This window comes from Haladaptatus paucihalophilus DX253, from assembly GCF_000376445.1.
Classification (GTDB): Archaea; Halobacteriota; Halobacteria; order Halobacteriales; family Haladaptataceae; genus Haladaptatus; species Haladaptatus paucihalophilus.
Map to the genome: position 1 here is coordinate 2,554,032 of NZ_AQXI01000001.1, position 15,589 is coordinate 2,569,620.

At 63.9% G+C, this 15,589-nt stretch carries 17 protein-coding genes; 6 read left to right on the forward strand and 11 right to left on the reverse strand.

Going from position 1 to position 15,589, the window contains the following annotated elements; translation table 11 throughout:
* Positions 1-137 precede the first annotated feature (137 nt).
* On the reverse strand, positions 138-398 hold the full coding sequence (locus tag B208_RS0114225; protein ID WP_007979365.1) for a DUF7513 family protein: 261 nt from the start codon (positions 396-398) through the stop codon (positions 138-140).
* Positions 395-1,966, reverse strand: coding sequence for a Na+/H+ antiporter NhaC family protein (locus tag B208_RS0114230; protein ID WP_007979364.1), 1,572 nt, complete (start codon positions 1,964-1,966; stop codon positions 395-397). Before B208_RS0114230 ends, B208_RS0114225 begins: the two co-directional genes overlap by 4 nt.
* Before the next feature lie 191 nt (positions 1,967-2,157).
* Here B208_RS0114230 and B208_RS0114235 point away from each other — a divergent pair, with 191 nt between their 5' ends.
* The gene (locus tag B208_RS0114235) at positions 2,158-3,441 is read left to right on the forward strand and encodes an amidohydrolase (RefSeq protein WP_007979363.1); all 1,284 of its coding nucleotides are present in this window, start codon (positions 2,158-2,160) and stop codon (positions 3,439-3,441) included.
* A 172-nt stretch (positions 3,442-3,613) separates the two neighbouring features.
* A complete protein-coding gene (locus B208_RS0114240; protein ID WP_007979361.1) occupies positions 3,614-3,931 on the forward strand; it encodes a HalOD1 output domain-containing protein in 318 nt (105 codons plus the stop codon).
* A gap of 172 nt (positions 3,932-4,103) precedes the next feature.
* Here B208_RS0114240 and B208_RS0114245 read toward each other — a convergent pair whose 3' ends face one another.
* Complete coding sequence (locus B208_RS0114245) at positions 4,104-5,471, reverse strand: geranylgeranyl reductase family protein (protein WP_007979360.1); 1,368 nt, start codon at positions 5,469-5,471, stop codon at positions 4,104-4,106.
* 123 nt (positions 5,472-5,594) lie between these two features.
* On the opposite strand from B208_RS0114245, the gene B208_RS0114250 reads away from it, so the two are divergent.
* Positions 5,595-5,927, forward strand: a complete 333-nt coding sequence (locus B208_RS0114250; protein ID WP_007979359.1) for a 2Fe-2S iron-sulfur cluster-binding protein — start codon at positions 5,595-5,597, stop codon at positions 5,925-5,927.
* 1 nt (position 5,928) lies between these two features.
* On the opposite strand, the gene B208_RS0114255 is transcribed toward B208_RS0114250, so the two are convergent.
* Both B208_RS0114255 and B208_RS0114260 read right to left on the reverse strand, forming a co-directional pair.
* Entirely contained in the window at positions 5,929-6,726 is a 798-nt protein-coding gene (locus B208_RS0114255; protein WP_007979358.1) for an aminoglycoside N(3)-acetyltransferase, read from the reverse strand.
* Positions 6,723-7,307 carry a flavin reductase family protein gene (locus B208_RS0114260; protein WP_026177857.1) on the reverse strand — a complete coding sequence of 195 codons (585 nt, stop codon included), beginning with the start codon at positions 7,305-7,307 and terminating at the stop codon, positions 6,723-6,725. Before B208_RS0114260 ends, B208_RS0114255 begins: the two co-directional genes overlap by 4 nt.
* Positions 7,308-7,438: 131 nt before the next feature.
* On the opposite strand from B208_RS0114260, the gene B208_RS0114265 reads away from it, so the two are divergent.
* On the forward strand, positions 7,439-8,227 hold the full coding sequence (locus B208_RS0114265) for a YihY/virulence factor BrkB family protein (RefSeq protein ID WP_007979356.1): 789 nt from the start codon (positions 7,439-7,441) through the stop codon (positions 8,225-8,227).
* A 53-nt stretch (positions 8,228-8,280) separates the two neighbouring features.
* Here B208_RS0114265 and B208_RS0114270 read toward each other — a convergent pair whose 3' ends face one another.
* The gene (locus tag B208_RS0114270; protein ID WP_007979355.1) at positions 8,281-8,811 is read right to left on the reverse strand and encodes a hypothetical protein; all 531 of its coding nucleotides are present in this window, start codon (positions 8,809-8,811) and stop codon (positions 8,281-8,283) included.
* Between the two features lie 78 nt (positions 8,812-8,889).
* On the opposite strand from B208_RS0114270, the gene B208_RS0114275 reads away from it, so the two are divergent.
* Positions 8,890-9,252, forward strand: a complete 363-nt coding sequence (locus B208_RS0114275; protein ID WP_007979354.1) for a hypothetical protein — start codon at positions 8,890-8,892, stop codon at positions 9,250-9,252.
* Here B208_RS0114275 and B208_RS0114280 read toward each other — a convergent pair whose 3' ends face one another.
* The 4 genes from B208_RS0114280 to B208_RS24945 form a co-directional block, all read right to left on the reverse strand.
* Entirely contained in the window at positions 9,253-9,756 is a 504-nt protein-coding gene (locus B208_RS0114280) for an NUDIX hydrolase (RefSeq protein ID WP_007979353.1), read from the reverse strand.
* Between the two features lie 49 nt (positions 9,757-9,805).
* Entirely contained in the window at positions 9,806-11,473 is a 1,668-nt protein-coding gene (locus tag B208_RS0114285) for an outer membrane protein assembly factor BamB family protein (RefSeq protein WP_026177858.1), read from the reverse strand.
* A 358-nt stretch (positions 11,474-11,831) separates the two neighbouring features.
* Complete coding sequence (locus tag B208_RS0114290) at positions 11,832-13,070, reverse strand: mandelate racemase/muconate lactonizing enzyme family protein (protein ID WP_007979351.1); 1,239 nt, start codon at positions 13,068-13,070, stop codon at positions 11,832-11,834.
* A gap of 50 nt (positions 13,071-13,120) precedes the next feature.
* Complete coding sequence (locus tag B208_RS24945) at positions 13,121-13,246, reverse strand: hypothetical protein (RefSeq protein WP_007979347.1); 126 nt, start codon at positions 13,244-13,246, stop codon at positions 13,121-13,123.
* A gap of 424 nt (positions 13,247-13,670) precedes the next feature.
* Between B208_RS24945 and B208_RS0114300 the strand changes: the two genes are divergently transcribed.
* Positions 13,671-14,678: a glycoside hydrolase 5 family protein gene (locus B208_RS0114300; RefSeq protein WP_232423805.1), complete on the forward strand. Its 1,008-nt coding sequence runs from the start codon at positions 13,671-13,673 to the stop codon at positions 14,676-14,678.
* On the opposite strand, the gene B208_RS0114305 is transcribed toward B208_RS0114300, so the two are convergent.
* Positions 14,662-15,516, reverse strand: coding sequence for a NosD domain-containing protein (locus B208_RS0114305; protein WP_007979345.1), 855 nt, complete (start codon positions 15,514-15,516; stop codon positions 14,662-14,664). The genes B208_RS0114300 and B208_RS0114305 overlap by 17 nt on opposite strands.
* Positions 15,517-15,589 lie beyond the last annotated feature (73 nt).

A 15,589-nucleotide genomic window follows, 5' to 3' on the forward strand; every position in this document is an offset into this window, starting at 1 on the left:
GGCGTCTCGCGGGGATAAAGCGGACGTAAGCGGCGGGTTACGGAGTAACCCGACGTAACTGACTCCGCGGCGCGGCCGACGTCCCGGTGCAACCGGCATCCTGTCGCGACCGACGTCCGTCGAACCGCGGACCGTGATTACTCCCCGTCGAGCGCTTCGACGAAGGCTGCCCGTCCGACGTGCTCGTTCGCGTCGAACTCCTCGACTCGAAGCCGGACGCGCTCGTCGACGGCGTTCGACGGCGCTCCCTCGACGTGAAGGATGGTGTCGCCGACACGTGCGGTCGCGGTCCCGTTGCGGTGGCCGGTGAGGTAGACGTCTATCTCCTCGCCCGCTTCGAACTCGGGTTTGTTCGTCCGGAACGACCACCCGGCGAGATACTTGTCGAGGAGGCTCATACCCGCGCCACCTCCTCTGCGCGGCGGTCGGAAACGTACTCCAGTCCGAACCCGGTCAGGGCCGATATCAGGAACACGCCGAACAGGAACCAGCCGTGGAAGACGAACGGCCAGACCTCCGCGGGGTTGACGACCATCGACCGGGTGAACCAGCCGAACTGGTCGCTTCCAACGAGTTGAATCATCGTGGCGTAGCCGACCAAGACGCCGCCGCCCCACGGGAAGATGTAGCCCATCGCGGAACTGTTGGCGTCGAGGATGTTCGCGCGGCGGTAGCCGTTGACGTTGAACCGCTTGCCGATGCGGGCGACGTAGGGTGCGATGGCGATTTCCGCGGCGGTGTTGATGGTTATCATCGCATTGACGCCCGCCGTGCCGAGGACCATCGTGGTCTCCGCACGTCGGACGTTCGTCGCGACGACGTTCAATAGCCAGTTCTGGAGCGCCTCGAAGCCGCCGCCGCGGATCATTATCTGTGCACCCGCGACGATGAGCAGGGTCAAGACGATGAGCGGGAAGAACCCGGACGCGCCGCTGTAGAGGCTTCCGCCGACCGTCCCCGCGTTGTCGGCGTTCACGGCGACGGTCTGCACGAACGGCAGGAAGCCGAAGGTGCTCGCGAGCGGACCGTTGTTCGGTGCGTAGAACACCAACATCTTCTGAATCGGCGCGAGGCCGGTGACGACGTTGACGATGACCGCGAACACGAGTCCCCACGAAATCGCCTCGACGATGTGACGACCCGAGATGGCCGTCACGATGACGATACCCATCGAGACGAGGTGGATGAGGCCGATGGGGTTGCTGTCCAACGAGACGTCGGCGGCGATGTTCGCCCCGTCCATCATCATCCCGGCGACGACGTAGCCGACCAGCGCGAACACCGCCGCGGTGAGCGCGTACTTGAACCGGGAGGCGACGACGCCGCCGATGTCCGAATCCTGCGTCACAGCGCTCACGATGGTCGTGTCGCTGACCGGTGCGAGGTTGTCGCCGAACACCGCGCCCGACAGTATCGCGCCGAACATCAACACCGGGTTCGCGCCGACGACGAGACCGGCCGGGAAGAACAGGCCGGTAAACGCGATGGTCGTCCCGTACCCCGTGCCGATGCCCGTCGCCAACAGCGCCGCGAGGATGAACGTCGCCGCCGGGAACAGCGACGCGCCGACGTGCAACGCGTCCGCGGCCCAGACGAGTCCTTGGACGAACCCGCCGTCCTGTAACACTTGCGCGAACATGCCCGCCCAGAGCCACGCGACGATGGCCGTCGCCGCCACGCGCTGGGTCATCCCCTCGAAGATGGTGTTGGCGTAGGTTTTCCAGTCGCCCTTTGCGAAGAACATCCCGATGATAAGCGAGACGAGCATCCCCACGACGAGGCCCGAGGTGCTCCCGACGCCGAGGAAACCGCTCTGGAACACGGCCCAGACGATGAACAAGCCGATGGGTAGCGCGCTCATCGCCGTCCCGCCGTAGAACTCGATGCGAGACTCGTGTCGTGCGTGTTCTGCTTGCGCTAACTCCTCTTCGACTTCTTCGTCACGCTCGTCAGTTGGCGAACTCATTCATATTACCTCTGACACCCTGTGTCAAGCAACCGCGATGGTATAAAAGTAGTCCGCAAAAATTGACAGACAGCGGCGTTTCTGTGCAAAACAGTCACTAAATTTTCAATTCTGCGCGCGAGTCTAAGAACGAAATTCGACGGCTGGCCGCTTTTCGAGTATTTAAGGCCCCGCCCGCCGTCCACCTCGCCATGAGTCAACAGACCAGCCGCGATAGACTCGTCTCGCTTCGACGTGACCTCCACCGCCACCCGGAACCGGCGTGGCGCGAGTTCTACACCACCTCTCGAATCGTAGACGAACTCGAATCCATCGGCGTGGACGAACTGTACGTCGGTCCCGAGGTGCTCGCACAGGAGGAGCGCATGTCGGTCCCGGACGACGACGAACTCGAAACGTGGTACGAACAGGCGCGCGAAGCGGGTGCACGCGAGGACGTCCTCGAACGACTCGACGGCGGCAACACGGGCGCTATCGCGGTGCTCGACCGCGGCGAGGGTCCGACCGTCGCCCTCCGCGTGGACATCGACGGCCTGCTCCGCGAGGAATCGACCGACGAGGACCACGTTCCCGCCGCTGAAGGGTTCCGCTCCGAGCACGCGGGCGCGATGCACGCGTGCGGGCACGACTCGCACATCACGATGGGAATCGGCGTCTTGGAAGCCATCAAGGACAGCGACTTCGAGGGAACGTTCAAGGTCCTCTTCCAGCCCGGCGAGGAGATGGTCGCCGGTGGCAAGCCGATGGCCAAGAGCGGCCATCTGGACGACGTGGACTACCTCCTCGCGGTTCACATCGGCCTCGACCACCCGACCGGCGAGGTGGTCGCGGGCGTCGATGGGTTCCTCGCGGTGGACCACTTCCTCGCGGAGTTCACCGGCCAACCGGCCCACGCTGGCGGTCAGCCGAACGCGGGCGAGAACGCGATTCAGGCGATGGCGACGGCCATCCAGAACCTCTACGCCATCCCGCGCCACGAGGACGGTCCGACGCGCATCAACGCGGGGCAGGTCGGCGGCGGAACGGCCACGAACATCATCCCGGAGCAGGCGTTCATCGACGGCGAAGTCCGCGGCGAGACGACCGAACTCAAGGACTACATGAAAGAGCGCGCGGAGCGCGTCCTCGAAAACGCGGCGACGATGCACGGTTGTTCCGTCGAACTGAGCGCGGAAGGGGAAGCGCCGAGCGCCGAGAGCGACGAGGGATTGGTCGAAATCGTCCACGACGTGTCCCTGAACACGAGCGGCGTCGAGAACCCGATTCGCCGCGACACGCTCGGCGGGAGCGAGGACGCCACGTATCTGATGCAGGAGGTCCAAGGGAACGGCGGTCTCGCGGCCTACGTCGGCGTCGGAACCGACCACCCCGGTGGCCACCACACCGCGACCTTCGACGTGGACGAGGACAGCCTCCAAATCGGCGTAGACCTCCTCTCGACATCTATCACCGAAATCGCACAGCAACGTCCGTAGTTGGTGCAACAACGACGGTAGTGTGCGGATTTCCACGCTGCCGATACCTGTTCCTCAGACTGTGATTACGTTCCACCAACCGTTTCAATTGAACACGGTAATTTTTATAAGCACCCGTCACAACCGTCTAAGTAGATTCGAACAGTATTGCAGTGTTCGAGAGGTACAACCTATGAACGGGAACATCAACGACAGCAACGACGGTGCAGTTATCACGAGTTCAGCGCAGACGAACCAGTACACTATCTACGCCGACGGGGAACAACTCAGTACCGCGGTCGTCATGGCACTTACGGATATTACCGGGGGAGACCCCAGCGACATCGGGGTACCGCTATACGACGTCATCGACCCCGACGCGCTCGACAATCTATTTAGCGACAAACACGACGGGTCGCCTCGAACGGGTGGAAAAGTCGTCTTCACCATCCTCGACTACGAAGTGACCGTCCAGAGCTACGGCGAGATTGTTATTCGAGAACAGGAATAACGACTCTCCTCTTTTTTCCGTTCGTTGCCGTTCCCTTCGACTTTTCATCCTCCCGGCCATGCTAAGACATAGCTTACCATACAACCATCGCGGTGACGTATCCGTCTGCAGTCTTTCACACACCGAACAATATCACCCAGCCATGGAAGATGGACCGGATGGGTGACCGAGTTCAGTATTTCGGCGCCGCACCGGTGGTCGCGTACACCTCGTCCATCAGGTCGTCGCGCACGTCCTGCCACGCGGCGAGTCCGCGCGGGTCCGTCGGGTAGTGGTCGTAGTGGTCGAGAACCTCGTCGGCCAGCTTCTTCGTCTTATAGAGATCGTAGACGAGTCGCCAGTGGTCGCGCGCATCGAGCGCCGTCTGCAGTTTGAGACGGAGGCCGATGTTGGCGCTTCCCGAGTACAGCGCCTCGGAGAGCTTTTCGGCGGGAAGCGCGCCGAGCATCCCCATCAGGTCGTCCACGTCCACGGCGGTCGTGAAGATGTTGTAGATGTCCAGACCGGCGTATCGCGCTCCGAAGTGGTCCATGACGCGTCGGTTGTACTCCCACAGCGCGTGCTCGCTCGCGTCGCCGGTTTCGAGGGCCTCGATAGCCTGCTCGCCCGCGTACTTGCCCGCGTACGCCGCGCCCGCGATGCCACCGCCGGTGGTCGGGTTGACGTGTCCGGCGGCGTCGCCGACGGCCATGAAGCCGGGCGCGACGGCCGAATCGTAGGGGCGACGGGTCGGAAGCGCCGCGCCGAGTTTGTCCTCGACGGTCGCTCCGTCGAACTCGGCCCGGTTGCGGAGGTCGTGTTTCAGGTCGTCCACGAGTTCCATCGGCTCTTCGTTCATCTGGAAGCCCAGCCCAGCGTTGATTTCGGTGCTGGTGCGCGGGAAGTACCAGAGGTAGCCCGCGGCGCGGTCGGTCGGCTTGAACACGAGGGCGTCGTCCCACTCGACCGGTTCGTCGACGTGGATGATTTCGCGGTAGGCCGAACAGAACTGCGAGTAGGTGACGTTGGTGTCGAACGTGGTGCCCGAGAAGTCGGTCTTGTCCTGCAACAGCGAGAGCGCCCCCGCGGCGTCGATGAGCAGGTCGGATTCGTACTCCACGACGTCGCCCTTGTGGATGGCTCGAACGCCCGTGACGCGTCCGTCGTCGTTCTGCGTCACGTCTTGGACGACCGTATCGTAGTGGAACTCCGCACCCGCGTCCTTCGCGCCCTGAATGATGCGCCGTCCGTACTCCCATCGGTCGATGACGGCGAGTTCGCCGGGGATGGGGATTTCGAGCACCGTGTCCTCCCGCGGAATCTCGAATCGCCCGTGGTCCACGCCCGTGTTGGTGAACGCCGGTTGTAGCTTCTCCTTGGGAATCGCCTCGGGGAAGGCGTCGGCCCCCTTCAGGGCGTCGCCACACGCGATGTGGCCCGCTTCTTCCTCCGTCTTCCGCTCGACAACCGCCACGTCGTACCCCTCGCGGGCCACGGTCGCCGCGGCGTAGCACCCCGACGTCCCCGCACCGACGACGACCATATCGTACTGTTCGCTCATGCGTTTCGCTACGAGAGGGAAGCGAGAAAACTCTTTATCCCCTATTGTGTCCTTCAGGGGAGGACGCTAAATGCACGACGGCGTGCATAAAGAGTTTTGCCGAGTTGTTTCGTACGCCGGGGTATGACCGAGTACACCGTCGAGTTCGTCGGGACCGGCGAATCCATCCAGGTTTCGGACAAACAGACCATCCTCAACGCCTGCATCGAGGAGGGCATCGCGCAGGAGTACTCCTGTCGCGTCGGCATGTGTCTCGCCTGCTCGGCGGAAATCGTCGAGGGCGACGTGACCCAACCCGCCGCTCGCGGATTGACCGAAGAGGAATCCGAACACTACGCGCTCACCTGCATGGCTCGCCCGCAGAGCGACCTGAAACTCGACCGCGGGAAGTATCCGCCGAGCATCGAAGCCGACGCGGAAGCCATGGACGAATCCGCGGCGGCGGCGGACGACTGAGCTACCTGTTCTCCTCCATCCACTTCGCCCCGAACTCGACCAGTTCCCGCTGTGACAGCAGCGTCGCGTCCGCCTCGCCGACGCGCCCGCGGCGCACCTCGTGGTCCTCCTCGAACGCCGCCTCGACGTCCCGGAAGTCGTCCTCGCTTTCGGGTTCCTCGAACGACACCCACCGACGCTCGCCGTCTTCCAGCACCGGACCGCCGTTCGTCTCGAACGATTTGTCGTAGTCGGCGCGGTACTCCGCCAGATGGAGCGACGTGTTCGCGTCCACGCCGAGGCGGAGCACCCGCGCGTCCAGTTCGTCGAGGCGCGCGAGCGGCGACCGTTCGCCGAGCGGCGAGTCGTAGGCGTGGTCCGCGACCACGACGTCGGCGTCCGCGCCCCACGCCGCGAAGGACGTCGTTGGGTGGCGGCTTCGGACGACGCCGGGATAGTCCCGGAAGCAGTCCGCGATTGCGCCCATGCCGCGCGTCGGCGTGAGTTCCGGCCGGAACGGCGGCGAGGTTTCCCTGATGCGCTCCTCCCACTCGTCCGGAACCGGCGGATTCTCCCAGTGCGTCGGGTCCGAAAGCTGGGTCGAGTGGGTCGGCATGGCGAGCGTTCCCGCCGCCGTGACGACGCCCATGAGCGCGTCCACGGCCGCCGGTGCGCCGCCGGAAACCCACCCGAGCGCCGAGAGCGACGAGTGAACGAGGACGGTATCGCCCGCCGACAGGCCGAGGTCGCGGAGGTCGGCTTCCAATCGCTCGGTCGTTATCGGCTCCGGGGTTCGCTCGACCGCATCCCCCTCGGTCATGGCGGGCGCTCCAGCGAGAACCGCTCGTCCGTTCGTGCGTAGAGACTCCCGGCGAGACGGCCCACGGCGTCGATTTTGTTCACGTCGAGCTTTCCGTCCGTGGTCACGTCGTCGTCCACGTGGACCCATTCGACTTCGCCGAGCACCATCGTGGACGCGCCGATGTCCACCATGTCGTACAGCGAACACTCGAAGGCGACCGGCGAATCGGCGACGCGCGGCGCGTCCACCGCGGTCGATTCCGCGCGCTCCAGTCCGGCGTGGTCGAACTCGCTCTCGCCGTGCGGGAGCGTCGCGCTGGTTTCGTTCATCGCCTCGGCGAGCGGTTCGGTGACGACGTTGACGACGAACTCCTCCGTCTCCCGCACGTTCGTCGGCGTGTCCTTCAGGCCGTCCTCGCCGTCCACCGGCGAGAACATCACGACCGGCGGGGCGACGCTGACCACGTTGAAAAAGCTGTACGGCGCGAGGTTGTCCACGCCGTCGGGACTCCGGGTGCTCACCCACGCGATGGGGCGCGGGACGACGGCACCAGCCAACGTCCGGTACAGCGAACCGACCGTCTCCGGATTTATCTCCATATCGTGGTACATAGCGCGCGCTGCCAAACGGATTTCGGGTTCGGTCGGTCCTGCCGGAAGTCGGTGACCGCTCCCCGATTCGTCATTCATACAGCCGAATCATCCATTACGTGAGAGCACGATTCTCTGATATGAGCGTCACCGAGTCGATACGGTCGGTCGTCGATATCGTCCGCGAGCGCAACGTCACGTTCCTCGCGGCGAGTTTCGCGTACTACGCGTTCGTCTCCCTGTTCCCGCTCGTCTTGCTCGCGTTGGCCGTCGGGACGTTCGTCGGCGGACAGGAGTTCTCGAACATGCTTATCGACGCCGCCAGTCGATTCCTCTCGGACGAGGGCGCGACCGTTCTCGACCGCACGTTACAGAACACCTCCGGAACCGCGGGCGCGTCGGTCGTGAGTATCGTCATCCTCCTCTGGAGTAGCCTCAAACTGTTTCGCGGCCTCGTCATCGCCTTCGAGGAGGTGTACCAGACGTTCCCGGACGTGGGTATCGTCGAACAGGTGAAAAAGGGCCTCGCGACGCTCGTCGCGGTGGTACTCGGGGTCGCGCTGATGGTCGTCGTCGGGACCGTCCTCGGGTCGTCGCTGGTGACGAGCATCCCGTTCGTGGGTGCCATCGCCAGTTCCGGCCTGCTGTTGGGCCTCGTCTTCGTCTTCCTCCCGCTGTACTACGTCCTCCCCCCGGTGAAGATGTCGCTTCGGGAAGCGCTGCCCGGAACGCTCTTCGCCGCCCTCGGCTGGCTGGTGCTCCAAGCGGGATTCCAGTACTTCCTCGGCGGGTCGGGAAAGTACGGACTCACCGGCATCCTCGGCGTGATAATCGTCTTCCTCACGTGGCTCTACTTCGCGGGCGTCATCTTGCTCGTTGGTGCCGTCGTCAACCTCGTCGTCGCCGACCGGAGCGCGGCGACCGTCTGACGCTCGCCACTTAACAGTACGGCTTCGGTGTCGTCCGCGCCGACGGACGGCTTTCAGTATCGTCGCCCGTCTTCTATCGCTCGGCGTAGTTCGTCGGCGCGTTCGGACCCGACGAGGAGCGCCCGCCCTCCGTCGCGTTCGAGTCGCACGCCCTCGCTTCCGTCGACGATGTACGCTTTCCCCTTCTCTTCCCACGCCAACCCGTTCCGGGTCAGCGAGACGCCCCACCGAATTCCCCACCCGCCGTAGTCGCGCATGGCGCTGTACTCGGCCGCTTCGACCGCCTCAATTTCTCCGAACGGAATCCGACGGAACCGGAGGTGAAACGGGAAGAACTTGAGGTACACGCCGTCGTCTCGTACCTCCGTCACGAGCGCCGCTCGGTGTATCAGGACCAACGGCAGGACGAGCGCGAGCAGGGTCAGCCCCCCGACTCGTATCGCTTCGGGGGTCAATCCGCCGTACTCGTCGGCGAACACGACGCCCAGCAGGATGAGGATTGGAACGTTCGTGACGAGCAAAAACGCCCACAGCCACCCCTGTCGGAACCGCTGCGTTTCCCGAAAACGGGGGTCGCCGTTCATTCTCGCTTCATTTCGTTACCAGCGAAATATACTGTTCGATATGGCTACAGTTATGCGTCGTCCCCGGCAACTCGCGCCATGGTCAGTGGCTCTCGAGTGGTCAGCGTCACGTTCGCGCTGATTCTGGCGCTCACCACCCTCGTCGGTCCGTTGGCGGATGCCCTCGACGTGAGAGGTAACTCGGGGATTTTCGGCGTGTTTGGCGTCGCGCTTCTCCTCGCGTACGCCCTGCTCTCGTACAACCCCGACCTGTACGTCGATGGCGTCTGGCACTTCGCCTTCCTCGTCTTCCTGCTCTCCATCGGGATTCACTACCTGCTCGGAACGGGTCTCACGTCCGGGAACGCGACGCCCGCACAAATCGTGCTGGTGTGGCTGTTCGCGGCCGGTGCGGTCGCGGTGGCGTTCAGGAGGACGGTTATCGAGCAGTTGCGGGCGTAATCACGGTTCGTCCCGGAGATACGGCCGAAGCAGGTCGCCGTCGTGAAGGTTTTCGGGTAGTCGCTCGAACCACTCCGCCGCCGAAATCTCGCCCTCGTGCACGCCCAACCGCGACGCGTCGGGAATGTCTCCCTCCGAACGAGCGGCGTACACGACGTACCGGGCCGAAAACCGTTCCTCCCCGTTCGCCGCCGCGACGTAGGATTGGTCGAGGACGACCAGCGGCGCGCCGATGGTAGCATCCAATCCCGTCTCCTCGCGCACTTCGCGCTTCGCGGCTTCCGTCGGTGTTTCGCCGGGTTCGACCCCGCCACCGGGGAGAATCCATCCCTCGGACCACCCGTTCTTCACGAGGGCGATTCGCCCCGCCGCGTCGCGGACCCGCGCCGCCGATGTCAACCCGGTGCCGTCGACCGCCCACTCCCGAAGCGACGCCAGTTTCGACTCGGGGAGCGAAAGCGTCTGTTGCTCGCGCGGCGTGTCCGGTGGAACGTCGTGAGACACACCGTTCCATCCGCCCCCGTCTGTCAAAAATTCGATGGACGTGGTCGAGTCAGTCCTCGCGCTCGATTTTGGACCGGAGGTACGCACCGACGCCGCCGACGCCGCCGAGGGCGGTGAGGAGTCCGAATCCGGGCTGTCCGTCCGAGGTGGTCGTCGTCCCGGTCGTCGTGCTGGTGAGCTGTCCATTCCCTCCCGTTCCCGTCGTTTCGGTTGTACCCGGTGACCCCGATGTTGTCGTGGTCGTTGTCGTCGTTCCCGGCGTCGTCGTTCCCGGCGTCGTCGTTGTCGTCGTGGTCTCCGAAGTCGTCGAACTTGCCGTGGTCGTTTCGCTGGCGGTCGTGGTCGTTTTCTCGCTCGTCGTGGTTTCGGCGGTAGTAGTCGCTTCCTTCGTGGTCGTCGTGGTTTCGGCGGAAGTGGTCGTTTCTTCCGTGGTAGTCGTCTCCTCCGTGGTGGTCGTAGTGGACGGTCCGTCGTCGCTCCCGAGGACGTGGAAATCGCCGTATTGCGTGTACATCCAATCCAGCGTCGAGCCCATCGGATAGGTCGCGGTGTACACCTTCCCGTCCACGACGACGGGCGAGTTGGTCGCCGGGCCGTATTCGTCGAAATCCCATCCTCCGAACTCGTGTCGCCACTCCAGGTCCCCGCTCGTCGTGTTCAGCGCCAGCACGACCGCGTTTCCGGTCTCCGTCTCCGGGTCCGCTCGCCCACCGGCGTACAGCGTTTCCCCGCCGACCGACAAGGCACCCGCGAGCGCTGCGTCCGTCACGGTCGTCCACGCTTCTTCGCCGCTTTTCGCGTCGAACGCCAGTATCGTGTCCCCGACGCGGAAGAACACGCGCCCGTTGGCGACCGTGAGGCGGTCCCCGAGCCAGTAGTACTCGATGTTGACCGACGACGACCATTGGAGCGTCCCGTCGTCGGCCGACCTCGCTTTGATCGCGTGCTCGCTGCTTTCGTTCACGACGCCGTACACCACGCCATCCGCGACGGCCTGCAGTTCGTCGCCTTCCTCGGTGACGTCCCAGCGAACGGACCCGTCAGCCGCGTTCAGCGCAGTTCCGTCCGTGTAGAAGAGCGTTCCGTCCGCGTAACACGCGCTTCCCTGAACCCCGTCGGTCGTCCAAACGGTATCGCCGGTTTCGGCGTCGAGTCGTGAGACGCCACCCGCTACCCCGACGTACAAGTCCCCGTCCGCGACCAACGGATTCGACAACCCGTCCGAGGCGGGTTTGTGCCACTTCGTCTCGCCGGTGTCGGCGTCGAGCGCGAAGAATCCCGCCCCGTCGGCGTCTTCGGAACCGTACGTCCCGAAGTAGACGGTGCCGCCGCCGACCGTGGGCGTTCCCGGTCGGGAAACCCCCTCGTGCTTCCACACGGTTTCGTCAGCGTCCGGGTCGTAGGCGGCGACGTAGCCCGCACTGGTCGATGGCGTGTGTGCCGTCGTCACGGCCATGTACACCGTTCCGTCCGCGACGACCGGTTCGGACGTGTGCATGCCGCCGTCCATATCGAACGACCGCTCGGTGGTCACGTTCGCCCCCGGACCGACGTTATCGGTCGCACCGGTCCGCCCCGCGTTGCCGCGGTACGTCGCCCACGAACCTCCCGTGTCGCCGGACCCCTCCGCGCTCGTCGCGAACTCGGTGCCAACGGCGACGGTCGCGCCCAGAACTCCCGCCACCTTCAGAAACTCCCGCCGATTTGTCGCGTGCATGCTCCATTTGAAAGTATTGCCGTCGAATATACTTTGTGCAGACATTCTGTTTAAAAATACTTCTGATTTTGACAGTGTATGAATGTGTCCGAAAATCTCTGTGCGTTTCTAAATTTCTCCTCTCTGCCTGATTCACCCACGATTCTGACGAATCCAAACCTCTTCAAAATCGATAAATATCTGATCGGATGGGTGTTCGTGGGTGTCGAACGTGATACCCCACGACTCGAAAAAATTGTTGGCTCAACGAAGTGACGCTTCGTCGAACAACGCAAAGCAGAACTTTGCTGGCTTGACGAGGCTCACGCCTCGTCAAACAGCGTGAATCAAAGATTCACTGGCCCCTGGCCCGACGAAGCTATGCTTCGTCGAACAACTCCTCGCCTTCGACCATGTGCTCTTCCACGGCGTCCATGTCGAGCGTCACGCCGAGCCCTGGTTTCTCGGGCACCGTGATGTAGCCGTTCTCGATGACGTCCTCTTCCACGAGGTCCTCCCACCAGCCGAGTTGGTAGGAGTGGTATTCGACCGCCAGCGAGTTCGGGATGGCGGACCCCACGTGCGCGCTCGCCATCGTCGCCACCGGCGACGAGACGTTGTGCATGGCGACCGGAACGTAGTACTGGTTGGCCACGTCGGCGATTTTTCGGGTTTCGCGCATGCCGCCGACCTTCGGCAGGTCGGGCGCGATGATGTCCACCGCGAGGTTCTCGATGAGGCGGCGCTCCTCGGTGACGCGGTAGCGGTTTTCGCCCACGGTGATGGGCGTGTTCGTGGACTTCGTGACTTCCTCCTGTACTTGCAGGTTCTCCGGCGGAACGGGGTCTTCGAGCCACCAGACGTCGTAGTCCTCGATGGCTTCCGCGAGGCGCTTCGCGCTTCCGGCCGAGAACGTCCAGTGGCAGTCGAACGCCACGTCCGCGCGGTCCTTCACGCGCTCCGTGACCTTCTCCACGATTTCGGCCTTGTGACGGATTTCGCCGGGGCGGAGGTGACGGTTCGCACGGTCCTTTTCGAGTCCCGAGGGAACGTCCAAGTCGAACTTGAGCGCGTCGTAGCCCAGTTCCTCGACGACGCGTTCGGCCTCGTCGGCACAGGCGTCCGGGTCCGCCTCGTCGGCGGTGTGACAGTCGCAGTACACGCGAACTCGGTCGCGGTACTTCCCGCCGAGGAGCTGGTAGGCCGGGATGTCGAGGATTTTGCCCGCGAGGTCGTGCAGGGCGATTTCGATGCCCGAGATGGCGGTGACGGTCACGCCTTCGATGGAACCCTCGCCGGACATCTTCTGGATGAGGTGTTCGTACAGTCGGTCGATGTCGAGCGGATTCTCGCCGATGACGAACGGCTTCATCCGCTCGATGAGTTCGGGGACACCGGCACCCCAGTAGGCCTCGCCGGTGCCGACGATTCCGGCGTCGGTGTACACGCGGACGAGCGTCCACGGGAAGTTGCCGTCCACCATCGTCGTCTGTACGTCGGTGATTTCGATGTCGCGCTTGCTCCCGCGGGATGCCGTGGCACCCATCGTATCGGCGGAGAGGTTGCGCATCGTGTACTCTGCGTTGGGGTCGTGCAGTGTCGAGTAATCGCGTCCCATACCGGCGGGTACTCCGCCCGTAGTAAAAGTTCAAATGGTATCGTCCGTTATTACTGGAGCACGTCGACCGGCATTTCCGCGCTGATCCACGCGTGGACGGAATCCTCTGCGCGAAGCTCGTATCGCCCGCGTCGATAGTACCCGACGACCCGCGGCTCGGTCTGCTGTTCAGGCATCTCGTTTGCCGCTTCGACGCGTCGTGTCCTTACTATTGACCAGTTAACCGATTACACGCCGTGATAGGCCCACCGTTCCTCTCCGTTGGGTGATAGACGACCTACCGACAGAATCACCGCCACTCCCGTCTCTACCGTCGATTATACACCGACTAACCGAGACGGCCGTCCCGAAACGTTCATCGAAGTTACCGAACGCGGACCCCGCAATTCGTTCCGTTCTCCGTGGTTCCCCGCGGTCGGCGTGCCGGGAGCGACCCCATGGGACGGGAAGAAATATGTCAACAGAACCACCAGTACATTCAGGTGCCCGGCCGTTGTCGGCGATTCCATGACTCATCGGTGTACGAGACGGGGGTTCCTCGCCGCCGGTGTCACATCTGCGGTTTCTCTCGCCGGATGCGTCGCCGATGGTGGACCCCCCGTGGACGTTCGGGGAGCGATGTATCTGCCCGCCCGCGCGATGAACTCCTTCCAGATGTGGCACACCTACGAACGCGGCGTCACGGAGCGCGACATGGGGTTCGCCGACCGACTGAACCTCAACGCGATTCGGACGTGGCTGAGCTACGAGGCGTGGCACAAGGACCGAGCGTCGTTCGGCCGGGCGCTCGACCACTTCCTCTCGAGCGCCGACTCGCACGGCATCCGCGTTCTGCTCGGCGTCTTCGAGGGCGTCGGTCGTCCGCCGGTTCCGAAGAACCTCTACGACACAGACCCGTGGACGGGCACGTCGGTCTGGTCCCCGGCTAAGCACGTGATGCGCAATCGCGACGAATGGGACGGGCCGAAGCGGTTCGTCGAGTGGATTATGAACCGCTACCGGGACGACGAGCGAGTGCTGGCCATCGAGGTGATGAACGAACCGGGGTGGCGGCCGTGGAAGAAGCGTTTCGCCCGCGAAATGTTTCAGTACACCCGCGAGCGCCGCGGCGAGGTGCCGTTGACAATCGGCGCGACGAGCTTTGCGAACGCCACCGACTACTACGATTGGGGCATCGACGTGGTGCAGTTCCATTACAACTACCCGAACACGACGGACATCTACCGCGGCGTGCTCCAGCAGGCGAACGAACTCCGCAACAGCATCAGCAAACCCGTCTGGCTGACGGAGTGGCAACGCGTCGCCAACTTCGGATGGGGACAGAAAGACGTCTCCGCGGCCCAGCGCGGCCCCGATTACGCCTCGCTCGCGCCCGTCATTCGGAAATCCGGCGTCGGCAACTTCTTCTGGTCGCTCATGCTCAAACCGGCCTACATGTTGAGTCAGCGCAAACGCGGCATCCTGAACGGCGTCTTCCACGAGGACGGCGCTGTTTGGAGCACAGAAGACGCGAGCGCCCTCAAAGCCATGTCCGGCGACGACACGTTCAACGGTCGAGAGCGCAAGGAGTGGCCCGACTGGGCGAAGAAGGTCATCGAGAAGGCGTGAGTCCGGCGTAGGCCAGCACGTCGCCGTGGTCGAAGTTCCCGTCGCCGTCGAAGTCGAGGGCGGACCGTTGCTGTGCCGGGATGTCGGCGACCCCAACCGTCACGGCCACGGCGACGACCGGCAGCGAAACTGCGTCCCAGACGCCGGTTTTCCCGTTGCCGGTCACGTCCTCGTAGCGACCGTCGCCGTCGAGGTCGAGCGGCGGTCCGACGGTGAGTTGGACGCCGAAGACGTTCACCAGCGCCATCGGCGCGTAGATGTCGATGACCTCGTTGTGGTGGATTCGATTGCGCCGTAGGTCGTCGTCCCACGCGTCGTCGAGGACGAGACCGCGGAGGCCGTCCCTAACGGTGTTGTTCACCAGTGTGGCGTCCGAGTCCGTCACGTCGATTCCGATTGCGTTGTTGTAGGTAACGACGTCGCGCACCGTCACGGCGGCCGCGTTCTGTACGTAGACTCCGCGATTCCAATCCTTCGTTTGGAGGTTTCGAACCGTCACGTTCGACGCCCCCGCTACGTGGACGCCGCTCGTGTCGCTGACGCCGAACCCGTCCAACATGTGTCCCCGGCCGTCCAACACCACGTCGTCCGCGCGGATTTTGATACATCCGGTCGAGATGGCCGTCTTCCCGTTGTGAACGTCCCGTGCGAGGACGTAGCGCCCGGATTTCGTAATCGCCGTACAGGAATCGACGGCCGTGGCGGACTGTGCGGCGGGTGCCGTTGTTGTGGTCGATGCGGCGGACGCGCTGGCGACCGGCGGGCGGCCGACGTGGCCGACACCGCCGACAACACAGACGAAAACCAACCCGACGACGAGAACGCGCGAGGGGAGCATGGTCCCACGCACAACGGCCCCCGTGTTATACGCTATCCTCGTAAGGGCATCCTACTCGTCGGAACGGTCGCGT

What these genes read in the sequence shown, in the direction of transcription:
- B208_RS0114260 (WP_026177857.1), bottom strand. Translation starts at nt 7,307, where the DNA reads ATGGAGATAAATCCGGAGACGGTCGGTTCGCTGTACCGGACGTTGGCT.
- B208_RS0114245 (WP_007979360.1), bottom strand. Translation starts at nt 5,471, where the DNA reads ATGAGCGAACAGTACGATATGGTCGTCGTCGGTGCGGGGACGTCGGGG.
- B208_RS0114240 (WP_007979361.1), top strand. Translation starts at nt 3,614, where the DNA reads ATGAACGGGAACATCAACGACAGCAACGACGGTGCAGTTATCACGAGT.
- B208_RS0114235 (WP_007979363.1), top strand. Translation starts at nt 2,158, where the DNA reads ATGAGTCAACAGACCAGCCGCGATAGACTCGTCTCGCTTCGACGTGAC.
- B208_RS0114230 (WP_007979364.1), bottom strand. Translation starts at nt 1,966, where the DNA reads ATGAGTTCGCCAACTGACGAGCGTGACGAAGAAGTCGAAGAGGAGTTA.
- B208_RS0114270 (WP_007979355.1), bottom strand. Translation starts at nt 8,811, where the DNA reads ATGAACGGCGACCCCCGTTTTCGGGAAACGCAGCGGTTCCGACAGGGG.
- B208_RS0114265 (WP_007979356.1), top strand. Translation starts at nt 7,439, where the DNA reads ATGAGCGTCACCGAGTCGATACGGTCGGTCGTCGATATCGTCCGCGAG.
- B208_RS0114285 (WP_026177858.1), bottom strand. Translation starts at nt 11,473, where the DNA reads ATGCACGCGACAAATCGGCGGGAGTTTCTGAAGGTGGCGGGAGTTCTG.
- B208_RS0114290 (WP_007979351.1), bottom strand. Translation starts at nt 13,070, where the DNA reads ATGGGACGCGATTACTCGACACTGCACGACCCCAACGCAGAGTACACG.
- B208_RS0114305 (WP_007979345.1), bottom strand. Translation starts at nt 15,516, where the DNA reads ATGCTCCCCTCGCGCGTTCTCGTCGTCGGGTTGGTTTTCGTCTGTGTT.
- B208_RS0114250 (WP_007979359.1), top strand. Translation starts at nt 5,595, where the DNA reads ATGACCGAGTACACCGTCGAGTTCGTCGGGACCGGCGAATCCATCCAG.
- B208_RS24945 (WP_007979347.1), bottom strand. Translation starts at nt 13,246, where the DNA reads ATGCCTGAACAGCAGACCGAGCCGCGGGTCGTCGGGTACTATCGACGC.
- B208_RS0114275 (WP_007979354.1), top strand. Translation starts at nt 8,890, where the DNA reads ATGGTCAGTGGCTCTCGAGTGGTCAGCGTCACGTTCGCGCTGATTCTG.
- B208_RS0114225 (WP_007979365.1), bottom strand. Translation starts at nt 398, where the DNA reads ATGAGCCTCCTCGACAAGTATCTCGCCGGGTGGTCGTTCCGGACGAAC.
- B208_RS0114255 (WP_007979358.1), bottom strand. Translation starts at nt 6,726, where the DNA reads ATGACCGAGGGGGATGCGGTCGAGCGAACCCCGGAGCCGATAACGACC.